The 14,153-nt window shown below is 39.2% G+C and carries 14 protein-coding genes and 1 riboswitch; of the genes, 13 read left to right on the top strand and 1 reads right to left on the bottom strand.

Translation table 11 applies throughout. From position 1 onward, the window contains the following. The first annotated feature begins 18 nt into the window (after positions 1–18). The 13 genes from ACQY77_RS03705 to ACQY77_RS03645 all read left to right on the top strand — a co-directional run bounded on the left by ACQY77_RS03705 (position 19) and on the right by ACQY77_RS03645 (position 12,792). Entirely contained in the window at positions 19–1,245 is a 1,227-nt protein-coding gene (locus tag ACQY77_RS03705; RefSeq protein ID WP_421939335.1) for a DUF4374 domain-containing protein, read from the top strand. 41 nt (positions 1,246–1,286) lie between these two features. Next, entirely contained in the window at positions 1,287–2,600 is a 1,314-nt protein-coding gene (locus ACQY77_RS03700; RefSeq protein ID WP_421942396.1) for a PepSY-associated TM helix domain-containing protein, read from the top strand. A gap of 187 nt (positions 2,601–2,787) precedes the next feature. Continuing rightward, positions 2,788–2,876, top strand: a riboswitch (TPP riboswitch). A gap of 61 nt (positions 2,877–2,937) precedes the next feature. Next, a complete protein-coding gene (gene thiS, locus ACQY77_RS03695; RefSeq protein ID WP_421939336.1) occupies positions 2,938–3,141 on the top strand; it encodes a sulfur carrier protein ThiS in 204 nt (67 codons plus the stop codon). A gap of 16 nt (positions 3,142–3,157) precedes the next feature. Continuing rightward, positions 3,158–5,035: a phosphomethylpyrimidine synthase ThiC gene (gene thiC, locus ACQY77_RS03690; RefSeq protein ID WP_421939337.1), complete on the top strand. Its 1,878-nt coding sequence runs from the start codon at positions 3,158–3,160 to the stop codon at positions 5,033–5,035. Positions 5,036–5,041: 6 nt separating this feature from the next. Continuing rightward, positions 5,042–5,638, top strand: a complete 597-nt coding sequence (locus tag ACQY77_RS03685; RefSeq protein WP_421939338.1) for a thiamine phosphate synthase — start codon at positions 5,042–5,044, stop codon at positions 5,636–5,638. Positions 5,639–5,651: 13 nt separating this feature from the next. Continuing rightward, a complete protein-coding gene (locus ACQY77_RS03680) occupies positions 5,652–6,287 on the top strand; it encodes a thiamine phosphate synthase (RefSeq protein ID WP_421939339.1) in 636 nt (211 codons plus the stop codon). A 10-nt stretch (positions 6,288–6,297) separates the two neighbouring features. After that, positions 6,298–7,062 (top strand): thiazole synthase, encoded by a 765-nt coding sequence (locus tag ACQY77_RS03675; protein WP_421939340.1) that lies wholly within the window; start codon positions 6,298–6,300, stop codon positions 7,060–7,062. Further along, positions 7,055–8,170 carry a 2-iminoacetate synthase ThiH gene (thiH, locus tag ACQY77_RS03670; RefSeq protein WP_421939341.1) on the top strand — a complete coding sequence of 372 codons (1,116 nt, stop codon included), beginning with the start codon at positions 7,055–7,057 and terminating at the stop codon, positions 8,168–8,170. The genes ACQY77_RS03675 and thiH overlap by 8 nt, the downstream gene beginning before the upstream one ends. Before the next feature lie 2 nt (positions 8,171–8,172). Then, positions 8,173–9,216, top strand: coding sequence for a ThiF family adenylyltransferase (locus ACQY77_RS03665; RefSeq protein WP_421939342.1), 1,044 nt, complete (start codon positions 8,173–8,175; stop codon positions 9,214–9,216). 182 nt (positions 9,217–9,398) lie between these two features. Further along, positions 9,399–10,244, top strand: coding sequence for an alpha/beta hydrolase (locus tag ACQY77_RS03660; RefSeq protein ID WP_421939343.1), 846 nt, complete (start codon positions 9,399–9,401; stop codon positions 10,242–10,244). A gap of 114 nt (positions 10,245–10,358) precedes the next feature. Further along, positions 10,359–11,438 (top strand): PAS domain-containing sensor histidine kinase, encoded by a 1,080-nt coding sequence (locus ACQY77_RS03655; protein WP_421939344.1) that lies wholly within the window; start codon positions 10,359–10,361, stop codon positions 11,436–11,438. 66 nt (positions 11,439–11,504) lie between these two features. After that, positions 11,505–12,155 carry a response regulator gene (locus ACQY77_RS03650; RefSeq protein ID WP_421939345.1) on the top strand — a complete coding sequence of 217 codons (651 nt, stop codon included), beginning with the start codon at positions 11,505–11,507 and terminating at the stop codon, positions 12,153–12,155. Between the two features lie 133 nt (positions 12,156–12,288). Continuing rightward, positions 12,289–12,792 carry a sigma-70 family RNA polymerase sigma factor gene (locus tag ACQY77_RS03645; protein ID WP_421939346.1) on the top strand — a complete coding sequence of 168 codons (504 nt, stop codon included), beginning with the start codon at positions 12,289–12,291 and terminating at the stop codon, positions 12,790–12,792. Positions 12,793–13,722: 930 nt separating this feature from the next. Here the strand turns inward: ACQY77_RS03645 and ACQY77_RS03640 are convergent. After that, positions 13,723–14,109: a transmembrane 220 family protein gene (locus ACQY77_RS03640; protein ID WP_421939347.1), complete on the bottom strand. Its 387-nt coding sequence runs from the start codon at positions 14,107–14,109 to the stop codon at positions 13,723–13,725. Positions 14,110–14,153: the final 44 nt, after the last annotated feature.

The raw sequence follows: 14,153 nt of genomic DNA, 5'->3' as shown, positions 1-14,153 counted from the left end.
AAGAAAAATAAAAACAATATGAAAACAAACATTACCAAGGCTTTTATGGCTTTAGCTTTTGTAGGGGGACTTAGCTCATGCTCAAAAAATGAGGGAACAGAAAGTATACCGGAAAATCCGGGAAATTACATTGTTGCGGTAACACCTGTAGCCTCAACAGGGGTCGCAGATTACTTGCTTACTGCAGGTAGTTTAGAATCAGGAACCGTTTCAATTGCCGGAAACGGAGTAGAACAAGATGGTACTTACAGGTATTATGTAACCCATAACAACAAGTTTTTCAGCATGTTGTATGGACAGGGAAATCCGGGTGCTGTAACCACTTACAACATTGCAAATGGTAAATTAAACAAGCTTTCTAATTTTCAAACAGAAACCGTTCAGGCGTTTGCACCAGTAAACGATGATTTGTTATTGGTTAAAATCCCGAGGAATATTGCTTCTCCTTTAGCCACCTGGTATAAAGTTAATACCAACAGTTTATTAATTACAGGTGAAGGAACCATTAATGTTCAGGCACCTTCAAACAATGGCGAGTCAGCACATTTTAGCTGGATTAAACAGGTAGGTAATAAAGTTTATGCACCTTATTTTTCTATTAAAGCATGTTGCGGAGATTCTTTTGGTACCGACTTCCCGGATAATGCCTGGATTGCGGTATACTCTTACCCGGAGATGCAGTTAGAGAAAGTAATCAAAGATGATAGAACAAGTTTCATAGGCCGATATTTTGTTGATGGTTTAGGCCTTGTTGAAAATGGTGATGTTTATGCATTCTCTTCTTCAGTTGCTACAAAAGGTGGGGTACTTACTTCAACTAAACCTTCTGCAATTACTAAAATTAAGGCCGGTACAACAGAATTTGATAAAACTTATTTCTACAATTTTGAAGAAATTTCTAATGGCTACGTAATTACCAACTGGATTTATATCGGTGGAAACAACTTCGTAGCACATGTAACTCCAAAAGCCAGTAAAGGTGCCTATGTAGTAGGAAAAGAATTAGCAATCGTTAACGTTGTTGACAAGACTTTTAAAAAGGTTGGTGGATTACCTGCAGCAGCAAACATTAGTTCTATCACCACTAATAACTACACCATCAAAGATGGTAAAACAGCTTATTTAGGTGTAAACTTAACAGACGGTACCAGCTTTGTGTATAAAGTTGATGCATCAAACCAAACAGCAACCAAAGGCTTAAAGGTTGAGGGCGGTTTAATCACAACCATTCAAAATATAAAATAAGTGTTTATTCCCCCTCATTTTTAAAAGATAACAGTGCGATGATGACAGACAAAAAGAATCCTAACATCAAGAAAAAGACCAAAGAATCCGTATTTACCAGGGTTAACAAATGGCTTCACCTGTGGCTGGGCCTTATATCCGGCATCATCGTGCTTATAGTGTGCATTACCGGGTGCATTTGGGTATTCAATGAAGAAATTACAGGTTTACTGGAGCCCGAAACTAAAATAGATCAACAGGAAAAACCTGTACTTACGCCTTCCCAACTCAGTGATATTGCCTTTAAACTTTATCCGGATAAAGTCCCTGCTTATGCCAATTATCAGCAAGGAAGAGCAATCAATTTAAGTTTGCGTGGAAAAAAGGAAGAGGGCAGAAGAGGGGGTGGTACCTTGCTCAAAATCAATCCTTATACCGGAGAGGTAATCAGCAAAGTGGTACACAAAAAAGGTGAAACAGATTTTTTCAGAACAGTACTGAACGGACACCGCTTCCTTTGGCTTCCTTTTAAAATCGGACGTCCAATTGTGAATTATGGAACACTTATTTTTGTCATTTTGCTCATAACCGGATTGATCTGGTGGTACCCTAAAAAGTGGAACAAATCTACCCGGGAAAAAAGCTTTAAAATCAAATGGGGCGCTTCGTTTAAAAGGGTTAATTTAGACTTACACAATGTACTTGGTTTCTATTCGCTTATTTTCTTACTATTTATCGCCCTAACGGGGATGGTTTATGGAATCCGATGGTATAGCGAAGGATTATACTGGGTAACTTCTGGCGGTGAAAAGTTAGCAGAATTTAAGCGGTTGGAGTCTGACTCAACACAATCAAATAAATATAATACGCCTCAAAAAGCAATGGATGCAGCCTGGCAGATGGTTATAGCCAAGAATCCCAAGTCTGAAGGTTTTTATTACAGTTTTCCCGATACGGCTAAAGCTAAAACAACCATCGGAATAACAGTTTATCCGACTAAAGGACAGTTCTATAATAATCAGAGCTATACTTTTGATCAGCATACTTTGAAAGAGCTGAAAGGAGAGGGCGTTTATGCCATTTCGTATCAGTCGGCAACCTTTGGAGCTAAATTAAGAAAGATGAATTATGATATTCATGTGGGAAGTATTTTGGGTTTCCCAGGAAAAGTATTAGCCTTTTTAGCTTCGCTTATTGGTGCGAGTTTGCCGATCACAGGATTTCTAATTTGGTATGGCAGAAAGTTTAAAAAGAAAAGTAAGAAAAAAGATGCAGTAGATAAAATAGATTTGTCAGCATCCCCGGCACCTAAAAGAACCTATCCCAAACCTTCGATAAAGAAAAAGGAATTGGTGGGCTTAGAATCTGAGGTCTAATCATTAATATACCCCGATTTTTTAGAAGTTAAACTAAAATTTGATCTTGATTTTGTTTATTAGCCATTTAAAGAAATTTTAAATGATAATAAAAAGGCTTTCCAGGTGTTGGAGAGCCTTTTTGATTTTAAATTTATCTGCATTTTAAATATTTTTTTGTTCGAATAGAATAATCTTATACATTTACAAAAAACTTTAGGGGTGCCCTTGTGCTGAGAAATACCCTTTGAACCTGATGCGGTTAGTACCGCCGAAGGGAAAAGTAAGAGCAAACTATTTGCTGTCTTTTCATTCCCCGTGATGGGGCAATTCCTATGGTTTTTCCAATTTGAATAAAATGGAAATAACGATAAACAATCAAAACTATCAATTGAGAGAAACCTGTTCGGTAGAGCAACTGCTTTCGGATATGCAAGTTCCCAATACCAGGGGGATTGCCATCGCTGTTAATCAACAGATCATTCCTAAATCGCATTGGAATACCCATACCATTCAACATGGCGACCAGTTAACTCTTATTAAAGCCACTCAGGGCGGATAGTAGCAATCTAATCAAAATGAAAAACCAAAAAGAAACCATCACCGGGCAAATCAGCCGTGATCCATTTCCCGCTTCTAAAAAGGTGTTCGTTAAAGGACAACTCCACGATATCAGAGTGGCCATGCGAGAGATCAGTTTAACCGATACTAAAATCCATAATGGCTTCGGACTTACCGAATCCAATGCGCCCGTAACCGTATACGATACCAGTGGTCCGTACACCGATGTGGATGTTGAAATTGATATTAAAGCAGGTTTGCCTAAACTTAGGGCATCATGGATTACGAACAGGGAAGATGTAGAACAGCTTCAAGGACTCAGTTCTGCTTATGGACAAGAAAGGTTGGCCGATCCTAAACTCAATGAATTAAGGTTTGCACACATCAATAAACCTTTCAAGGCAAAAAAAGGGATGAATGTTTCTCAAATGCATTACGCGAAAAAGGGAATCATTACCGCTGAGATGGAATACATTGCCATCAGGGAAAATCAACGGATTGATTTATGGTACGAGCAAAACGGACAAGCATTCTTAAATCACCAGCACAAGGGCCAAAGTTTTGGAGCCAATACCCCAAAGGGATACATTACACCAGAATTTGTAAGGCAGGAAGTTGCTGCAGGAAGAGCGGTAATTCCCTGTAACATCAATCACCCCGAACTGGAACCCATGATTATTGGTCGGAATTTTCTGGTGAAGATCAATGCCAACATTGGTAATTCGGCTGTAACATCATCTATAGAAGAAGAAGTTGAAAAAGCGGTATGGGCATGTCGCTGGGGTGCCGATACCATTATGGATCTTTCTACAGGAAAAAATATTCACGAAACCAGAGAATGGATTATCCGCAATTCGCCCGTTCCTATCGGTACCGTTCCCATTTATCAGGCCCTTGAAAAAGTAAATGGTAAAGCAGAAAATTTAACCTGGGAGATTTTTAGGGATACCTTGATCGAACAGGCAGAACAAGGCGTAGATTATTTTACTATTCATGCCGGGGTTTTACTGCGCTATATTCCTTTAACGGCAAAACGGATTACAGGGATTGTATCCAGAGGAGGGTCTATCATGGCGAAATGGTGTCTGGCACACCACCAGGAGAATTTTCTGTATACACATTTCGCCGAAATCTGTGAAATCATGAAGGCTTATGATGTTTCTTTCTCTTTGGGCGATGGATTAAGACCCGGTTGTATTGCCGATGCCAATGATGCAGCACAATTCTCCGAGTTAGAAACCTTGGGAGAGCTAACCAAAATTGCCTGGGCGCACGATGTACAAACCATAATTGAAGGCCCCGGACATGTACCCATGCACCTGATCAAAGAAAACATGGAGAAACAGCTGGAGCATTGTGCTGAAGCTCCGTTTTATACTTTGGGCCCGTTAACAACTGATATTGCACCCGGATACGATCACATTACCTCGGCCATTGGTGCAGCCATGATTGGTTGGTATGGTACAGCAATGCTCTGTTATGTTACGCCAAAAGAGCATTTAGGCTTACCCAATAAAAAGGATGTAAAGGATGGTGTAATCACTTATAAAATTGCCGCTCACGCTGCTGATTTAGCTAAGGGTCATCCGGGAGCACAATTCAGAGATAATGCTTTAAGTAAAGCCCGTTTCGAATTTCGTTGGGAAGATCAGTTTAACTTATCCCTCGATCCCGATACCGCAAGAGAATTTCATGATGAAACACTTCCTGCTGATGGAGCAAAAATCGCCCATTTCTGCTCCATGTGTGGCCCTAATTTTTGCTCTATGAAAATTACACAGGATGTACGTGAATATGCTGCTAAGCAGGGATTGGATGAGCAATTGGTACTCGAAAAAGGAATGGAAGAAAAAGCACAGGAATTTAAAAATAAAGGAAGCGAAATCTATTTGTAAGCGTCGATGAAACTGATTGTAATTTCTAATTCAATATCCTTTAAAGGTGAGGAACTGATTGTGAATCAGTTGTTTGAAGAAGGCTTGGAGATTTATCATTTGAGGAAGGAGAAAACGTCTAAAGAGGATTATAGGAAATATATTGAGGAGATTAATCCTCAATTTTATCATCAAATCGCCTTGCATCAATATCACGAATTGGCTGACGATTATGGGATAAAACGCTTCCATTACCCAGAGTATGAAAGGACAAAACAAATGGTTGTAAATAGGGAAAAGGAAATTTCGAGTACTTCAATCCATAAGTTAGACAAACTGGAAGAGGTAAACCCGTTCAGCTATGTTTTTTTTAGTCCTGTATTTGATAGTTTATCCAAGATAGGTTACCAGGGGGTTGTAGATGAGCGTTTTAAACTGACTAAAAAGCATGGTCAACCAGAGGTTGTTGCGCTGGGTGGGATCTCCAGCCAGAATGTTAAACTGATTGGAAAGATGGGATTTGATGGCGCCGCGGTATTAGGCGCACTATGGAATAATCCTTCGAATGCCGTTAATGCATTCAAACTTCTTCAAAAGCAATTAGAAACCAATGAGTTTCAGTAAAAGATAAAATTATATGATTGATAGAATACACTATATTTCACAAGGGATTACCCCGGATGATCACTTAAAATCGATTGAAAGGATACTTCTTGCAGGTGCAAAATGGATTCAATTGAGACTGAAAAATACGGATGAGCATACATTACTCGAAGTCGCTGAAAATGCAGTGGAGTTGTGTAATCGTTATGATGCAAAACTCATCATCAATGACTACCCGTCTATTGCTTTAAAAGTAGGTGCTCATGGGGTTCATTTAGGTTTGGAGGATATGTCAGTGAAAGAAGCCAGAGCCATTTTAGGCGCTGACAGGATTGTAGGCGGAACGGCAAATACAATAGAACAGGTAATTCAGCGGATCGACGAAAAAGTAGATTATGTGGGCGTTGGGCCTTTCCGTTTCACCACTACAAAGGAAAAATTAAGTCCGATTTTAGGTGCTGAAGGCTTCAGGGAAATCGTAAAAAGGCTGAGTGCAGCAAATCTATCCATTCCCATCATAGCAATTGGTGGAATAGAGATCGCAGATGTTGCCCACATTATGGAAACCGGGGTTTATGGTGTTGCCGTGTCTGGCGCACTCACCAATCAGCCTGATCTTTCCCTGACTTATCAACAAATTCAAAAGGAAATCAATACTCAACTTGTTTAATGCATTGCACATGTTAAAAATAGCAGATAAAATATTTCAATCGAGATTATTTACCGGTACGGGTAAATTTAGTTCATCCATAGAAATGGAAAATGCACTTTTGGCGTCTGATTCTGAGTTGGTTACGGTAGCTTTGAAACGTGTAGATATGAATGATACCAGCGATGATATTCTGAATCATTTGAAACATCCGCATATCCATCTGTTACCTAATACTTCGGGTGTACGCAATGCCAGAGAAGCAGTTTTCGCCGCCCAATTGGCCCGGGAAGCCCTTGAAACGAATTGGATTAAACTCGAAATTCATCCTGATCCTAAATACTTAATGCCCGATCCAATTGAAACTCTGAAAGCAACAGAACAACTTGCCGCACTGGGTTTTGTGGTGTTGCCTTACATCCATGCCGATCCGGTACTCTGTAAACGGCTGGAAGAAGTAGGAACGGCTGCGGTTATGCCTTTAGGTTCTCCGATAGGTAGTAATAAAGGGTTAAAAACCTTCGATTTCCTCGAAATTATCATCGCTCAAAGCAATGTTCCAGTAATCATTGATGCCGGAATTGGTGCACCATCTGATGCCGCAAAGGCAATGGAAATGGGCGCCGATGCAGTACTGGTAAATACAGCAATTGCGAGTGCTGCAAACCCAATCGAAATGGCCAGGGCTTTCAAAATGGCGGTAGAAGCCGGAAGACTTGCATATGAATCTGGGCTCGGCCGTGTTCAATCGGAAGCCATTTCCACAAGCCCTTTAACCTCCTTTTTAAATGACTAGTTTTAAAGATGTTTTTTACCAATACAGCTGGCAGGAAAGTAAGGAAAAGATTTACGATTCCACAGCTAAGGATGTAGAACGTGCGCTTACCGCTCCCCAGCGATCATTGGACGATTTTATGGCGCTCGTATCGCCCGCGGCAGCACCGTATTTAGAAAATATGGCGCAGTTAAGTAATCAGCTTACTCTTCAGCGTTACGGCAAGGTTATTCAAATGTATGTGCCACTTTATCTTTCCAATGAGTGTAATAATATATGTACGTATTGTGGCTTTAGTTATGATAATAAGGTTAAGCGGAAAACACTCAGCCCGATGGAGATTATGCAGGAGGTTGCGGTAATTAAAGACATGGGGTACAACCATGTACTTCTGGTTACAGGTGAGGCAAACCAAACCGTTCATGTAGATTATTTTGAAAAGGTATTGAATTTAATCAAGCCGCATTTTTCTCATATTTCTATGGAAGTTCAGCCCATGGATGTACCAGATTATGAGCGATTAATTCCACTTGGCTTAAATACAGTTTTGGTTTATCAGGAAACCTATCATCAGGAAGATTACCGTAAACATCATCCCAAGGGGAAGAAGTCCAATTTCGACTATCGACTGGAAACCCCTGATCGACTGGGAGCAGCGGGAATACACAAGATGGGTTTGGGCGTACTGATTGGCCTGGAGGATTGGCGAACAGACTCTTTTTTTACTGCACTGCATTTATCCTACTTAGAAAAACGATACTGGCAGAGTAAATATAGTCTTTCCTTCCCAAGGCTCAGACCATTTAGCGGTGGCTTGGAACCCAAAGTAAATATGAATGATCGGGAACTGGTACAATTAATTTGCGCTTACAGGATTTTCAATCAGGAAGTAGAACTTTCATTATCTACCCGGGAAACGATAGCCTTTAGAAATAATGTACTTAAATTAGGAATTACTTCTATGAGTGCTGGATCAAAAACTAACCCGGGGGGATATGCTGTTGAACCAGAATCTTTAGAACAATTTGAAATTTCCGACGAACGGAGTGCCACAGAGATTGCCGATATGATCAGAAAAGCTGGATACGAGCCAGTTTGGAAAGATTGGGATAGTGTATTAAATCCATAAAGATGTTTACAAAAGTAGAACTTCAACGCTATAACAGGCAAATCCTGTTGCCAGAATTTGGAATTAGTGCTCAGGAAGAACTAAAAAAGGCTAAAGTATTGATTATTGGAGCGGGTGGCCTGGGCTGCCCAATGCTACAGTATCTGGCTGTGGCCGGTGTTGGAAAAATTGGATTAATAGATGATGATGTAGTTGATATAAGCAATTTACACCGACAAATACTCTATTCAGAAAACGATATAGGAAGAAAGAAGGTAGAAGTAGCTGCGGAGAAATTAGCTATACTCAATCCGTATGTAGAAATTACTCCTTATCCCGCACGATTAACAACTGAAAATGCCAACAGTATATTTTTACAATATGACATAATTGTTGATGGTTCGGATAATTTCCCCACCCGATACCTGGTGGATGCCGTTTGTGCTACACTTAAAAAGCCACTGGTATTTGGATCAATTTTCAAGTTCGAAGGTCAGCTGTCCGTTTTTCACTATCAGGGAGCCTCAGGATATAGTAACCTATTCCCCGAGCCTCCAGCAGAAGATGAAGTTCCCAATTGTTCTGATATTGGAGTAATAGGGGTGTTACCCGGTATTATTGGCTCTTACATGGCTGTTGAAGTTATTAAGGTGATTACTGGAAAAGGAGAGGTGCTGGCTGGAAAATTAAAAACGGTAGATATATTAAATAATAGAACATTGCTTTATGATATCCCAAAAACTGTCGAAACAGTGGTTCAACAGGTGGGTGCTGAGGTAAAACCTGATGAGCTCATCGAAATCGATCGGGCTACATTTGATGCATGGAAACTGGATGTGTCTAATCCAGTCTGCTTGGTAGATGTTCGCATGGAGCATGAATTTGAAGCCTTAAATATTGGGGGGATTAATATACCCTGGTATGAATTGCAGGAACGCCTGGACGAGCTTCCGAAAGATAGAAAAATAGTCTTTTGCTGCCAAACCGGACAGAAAAGCAAGATGGCAGTTTTCCTGCATCGAAGTGCATCAGGTATAAATTCTTATAGCTTAAAAGGGGGACTTTAATCTATCAGCTGGTCCATGGTCCGTGACTCAGGGATCATACAATTAATTTATGTACGGTTAACCAAACTACCACCGATGGTCTGTAAATCACAGACCATGAACTTATCTCTTAACCTAATATCACTGACTCGCTGACAATAGAATACTTGCTACTAACTCTCAGATAGTCTATATTTAAAGTCATGAAAAACATCCCTAAATTTTTAACGGCTACTTTAATTGCCCTGATCATATTTTTATCCAATACCTACGCTGCTAGTGTCGATACCGTACTGACCCATAGCAATATCATGAAAAAAGATATTAAGGCTGTTATCGTAAGGCCAGCCGGCTATTTGGAATCTAAAGCATTCCCAACTTTATATCTTTTACACGGAGCCGGAGATAAATATTCTGGATGGTTAACTAAAGTGCCTGATAGAGAAACGGTAAAGCGATTGTCGGATGAACTGAATATGATTGTAGTCTGCCCTGATGGTGGTGTAACCAGCTGGTATTTCGATAGCCCTGTTGATCCTGCTTATCAGTATGAAACCTACATATCAAAGGAATTGGTCAAATATGTTGACGAGCATTATGCTACGATAAAAGACAGGAAAGGTCGCGCCATAACAGGTTTAAGCATGGGTGGGCATGGTGCATTATATCTTGCCTTTCGTCACCAGGATATTTTTGGTGCCTGTGGCAGTATGAGTGGTGGTGTAGACATCCGTCCCTTTCCAGAGAATTGGGATATTGCTAAACGATTGGGGAAATACAGCGAATATCCCGATCGTTGGGAAGCTAATACAGTCATTAATCTTACTCACTTACTAATACCAAATAAACTCTTCATCATTATAGATTGTGGCTACAATGATTTCTTCTATAAAGTGAATGTGAATCTCCATGATAAATTATTGGAAAGAAATATTCCGCACGATTTCATTATCCGGCCCGGAATACACAATTGGGAATATTGGGGCAATGCCATTAATTATCAGATGTTGTTCTTTAGCAGGTTCTTTAAGCAATCCGCTCAAAAGTGATTATAAGGTGTTTCAATTTGGAACACCTTTTTTGTATCAAAACTATTTGCCTGCTCAGCTGTTTGTGAAATAGATCGATTGATGATAAAATCGAATTATAAAACTACGTTTTGTATGTCTATGGTCAACACTTCGATTTTCGTAGAAATGGGTAGTTTATCCAGGGATGGATATTTTATTTTTCATCCTATAGGTAAGAATTTTGAATACCTTAATGATGCCTTCGCTGATATATGGGGGATATCAACAACAATCATAAAGAATAATCCGCAGGTTTTGTGGCAACAAATACATTCCGAAGATAAGGAGCATGTAAAGGATTGCTATCTGGAATGCCTTAGCGATAACCAGGCCAAGAAGTATGAATTCAGGTTATCGGTAGCTGGTGCCGAAAAATATATCAGGACTAATATTTTTCCCATTGATAATGGTGGAGAGCTTTTGCTTTGTGGTATGATGGAAGATATTACTGTAATGCGGCATAATAAAATCCACATTGAACAGATTAATGCACGGAAAAATATAACCCTTGAAGTATTGGCACATGATTTACAGGAGCCCTTGGGGATGATGCAAATGACGGCCAGCCACATGGCCCGGCAATTGAGAGGGGGAAGCCAGAATGATATGATGGAAGCGGTGGATTTTATCCATGAACTCTGCGATCGTAATTTACGTTTGGTAAGAAGTATGATTAACAGGGAGTTTCTCAAATCTGCAGAGGTAGAAATTGGTAAAGAAAGAGCTGATCTTGTTGCAGAACTCAGGGATATGCTGCGCTTTTATCGCAGATCTCAACTGTCTGAAACAAAGACTTTTCAATTCAGTACTTCGAGCGAGAAAATTTTCATCCATTTGGATACGATGAAGTTTCTTCAGGTAATTAATAACCTCATTTCTAATGCACTAAAGTTTACGCCCGAACCCGATGGGTTTATTGGTGTACACATTGAAGAACTTCAAAATTCAGTAATTGTGTCTGTAAGAGATAATGGTATTGGTATTCCGGAACACTTGCAGGCTGGTCTTTTTGATCGGTTACCGCAAACCCTGCGTAGAGGGATAAAAGGCGAACCAACAGGAGGATTTGGCATGGGGATTATCAAGGCGATTGTGGCCTTGCACAAAGGGCAGGTTTGGTTTGAATCTGAAGAAGGAAATGGCAGTACTTTTTACATCGAACTCCCCAAATAAGTCCGTCACCATGCTGACTGGAACCAGTGGTTTTTCAAATTTGCAACGGTATATTATATTTGGTTTATGATCAAAATTATTATGGTCGATGACCATCATGTTGTGCGCAGTTCCATCCGATTTATGTTGGAACATCAAGCGGAAATTGATGTGGTTTTAGAAACAGACCAAGCAGCAAAATGCCTGGATTATCTTAAGCAAAACGAACAGGTTGATGTGGTGATTTCTGATATTTTTCTACCGGAAAAAGACGGATTGAACTTGATCCGGGAAATCAAAAAAATAGACCCGAAAGTTCATGTTATTTGTCTCTCTATGATGGAAGATGAGCAATATGCTTCTGATGCATTTCTGGCTGGGGCTAGCGCTTATCTTTCTAAAAGTGTTGATGCTGAGGAACTTTTGTTTTGCATTAAACATGTAACAAAAGGAAAAAAGTATTTGGCTTCTGCAATTTGTATCGCTGTTTTGGAGCGGTTTAATAGCCACCTGGGAGGTAAAAATTATCATGATAAACAGCGTTTAATTTTAACCGAAAGGGAAAGCTTAGTGCTTAAAGGTATCGCAGAAGGGCTCACCAATCAAGAGATCGCTGACCAGCTTTTTTTAAGCAGAAGGACAGTAGAAACGCAGCGCGAAAACTTGATCGCCAAGACCGGAACCCGAAATACTGCAGATCTCGTTCGCTTTTCTGTGCTTAACGGATTTGTTCGTTAAAACATCAAATGATGCGCTTTTTTATGGTTTTATAACCTTCATTTAAAATTCCGTAAAAAGTCGGGTATTTTTCCCGATAACAACTATTAAGGTCATTTTGTTCAGTTTATATCCAAATATTAAGCTAAAGCATATGACCTTAAATTTTAATACAGAAATTTACCAGTACCACCTTCCACTCTACGAAAAGGCGGTATCATACACACGGGATGAAGCAACAGCTGCTGATCTTGTGCAGGATACTTTTGTAAAAGCTTTTCGCTTCTCCGATAGCTTTCAAACCGGAAGTAACGTACGGGCCTGGCTCTTTACCATTCTCAAAAATACCTTTTACAATGATTACCGAAGAGAACAAAAGCGAGCTGCGGTACTCGTTCAGGATGCAGAGATAACAAATGCACAGCTTAGTCATAGCGCGCATGAGAATCGGGGCAATGCTAAATTCATGATGGAAGATATTCAACGGGCACTATCTGTTCTCCCTGAAGAGGCTAGATACTGCTTTTGCCGGTATTTCGAAGGTTATAAATATCACGAGATAGCAGCAGATCTTAATATACCATTAGGGACCGTTAAAACCCGTATTCATGTCGCCAGAGAGTTGCTTAAACGCCAATTAAAAGCATATCGGTCTTAATTTATTTTCGGTACAAAGAGTGAGTAGCAAAAATGCATAAGCATGTATTTGTACCATATATCTTTATACTTGAAAATTTTCAGCTTAAGTATTTCAGCATTGACTTCATTATCAACAATCAACTCTGTGCTTTGAAATGCGTACTGTTATATTTTCCCCGGTAGCCGTAAAAATTATACCAACAATAAAAAAGAAGAATTAAGATAACAGTTCCTAAGCCTAATTCAGGTTCGGATAGGCTGAGGCATGCCCACATTACAAACGTGGAAATCAAACAAACCAATAAGAAAAAAACTACTTTTTTCATAATGTACTGATTTATTCTGGTTCATGGAAGTAAATATAGTTAAAAGCAAATTAAAAATCAAGTTTTTGTGTATTTAATTGCTTTGTTTTCAGTTTGTTGTGGTTTTTTTATGCTTTGTTTTTAATATTTGGAATGTCATTGGGGTGATAAGTCGTGTTTTTGTATGGAATGTTAGTTTTTTGATTGGTTATGTAATTTTTTGACGTTTTATTGGGTGGTTATTGCTTATTTATTAAGAATTTTTTGCTTTAGTTGATGTATTCCTGAAAAACTTCTATAGTTTTTGCCGATATGATGCAATTTGAATATCATGCAATGAAGATATTCCATCATGCTGGAGATATGAAAATAAACCAGGATTCGCAAAATAATATATCAGCTTGTAGCTTCCTTGTGTAGAAATTAATCCTTTTTATCAAGGAAATCTTCCTTTATATGTAAAACTGCTACAAATCAAATTTTCTTCATGCATATTTACTAAATCTTTGGAATTATAAACTTACTGATACCTGTACTTGCAGGTTCGGTAAGTTTCTTCATCTACTTATGATAGCATCATCGTCCCGTTCAAGTATATCTAAATTAACGCCTTATTTTATACCTGAACGGGATTTGTTTTAAAATTATTTTGTCAGTGCGGGCTTTTTGCGTCTCAGGCTAATGTAGTCTATAGCCAGTACTATAATCAGTATAAGTAGGCCGCCAAATTCCCGTGTTTCTTCAATCCAGGGCTTTGTTGCTTTCATGCTTTGAACAATATTCTCAGCCTGGTGATCATGATACCAGTTTATAACTCCTGTTTTATCAAAAAATAGAAATGCTGCGTAAACAGCGTATACTAATATACCTGCAAGGTAAGCTTTAGGGAAATATTTTCCTTTAAAGTACTGGAAGCAGAACCAGGCTCCATAAAGATAAATCGGTACCCAGATATATGGATCCGGATCATTATACTGGAGTGCAGCCGAAAAAATAAAAAGAAGACAAGCAATCAGGTTGAAGATTTTCAAGATATAGTTTATTTAGGTGTTGAAGGGGTAAAAATAGGTAATGA

The sequence above is a fragment of the Pedobacter sp. genome (genome assembly GCF_965279535.1).
Lineage (GTDB): Bacteria > Bacteroidota > Bacteroidia > Sphingobacteriales > Sphingobacteriaceae > Pedobacter.
The sequence above is the reverse complement of the archived record's forward strand: the minus strand, read 5'-3'. Positions and strand labels throughout refer to the sequence as shown.

Coding starts and splice junctions, on each gene's coding strand:
- ACQY77_RS03650 (WP_421939345.1), top strand. CDS start 11,505: ATGATCAAAATTATTATGGTCGATGACCATCATGTTGTGCGCAGTTCC.
- ACQY77_RS03660 (WP_421939343.1), top strand. CDS start 9,399: ATGAAAAACATCCCTAAATTTTTAACGGCTACTTTAATTGCCCTGATC.
- ACQY77_RS03645 (WP_421939346.1), top strand. CDS start 12,289: ATGACCTTAAATTTTAATACAGAAATTTACCAGTACCACCTTCCACTC.
- thiH (WP_421939341.1), top strand. CDS start 7,055: ATGACTAGTTTTAAAGATGTTTTTTACCAATACAGCTGGCAGGAAAGT.
- thiC (WP_421939337.1), top strand. CDS start 3,158: ATGAAAAACCAAAAAGAAACCATCACCGGGCAAATCAGCCGTGATCCA.
- thiS (WP_421939336.1), top strand. CDS start 2,938: ATGGAAATAACGATAAACAATCAAAACTATCAATTGAGAGAAACCTGT.
- ACQY77_RS03655 (WP_421939344.1), top strand. CDS start 10,359: ATGTCTATGGTCAACACTTCGATTTTCGTAGAAATGGGTAGTTTATCC.
- ACQY77_RS03705 (WP_421939335.1), top strand. CDS start 19: ATGAAAACAAACATTACCAAGGCTTTTATGGCTTTAGCTTTTGTAGGG.
- ACQY77_RS03665 (WP_421939342.1), top strand. CDS start 8,173: ATGTTTACAAAAGTAGAACTTCAACGCTATAACAGGCAAATCCTGTTG.
- ACQY77_RS03680 (WP_421939339.1), top strand. CDS start 5,652: ATGATTGATAGAATACACTATATTTCACAAGGGATTACCCCGGATGAT.
- ACQY77_RS03700 (WP_421942396.1), top strand. CDS start 1,287: ATGACAGACAAAAAGAATCCTAACATCAAGAAAAAGACCAAAGAATCC.
- ACQY77_RS03685 (WP_421939338.1), top strand. CDS start 5,042: ATGAAACTGATTGTAATTTCTAATTCAATATCCTTTAAAGGTGAGGAA.
- ACQY77_RS03675 (WP_421939340.1), top strand. CDS start 6,298: ATGTTAAAAATAGCAGATAAAATATTTCAATCGAGATTATTTACCGGT.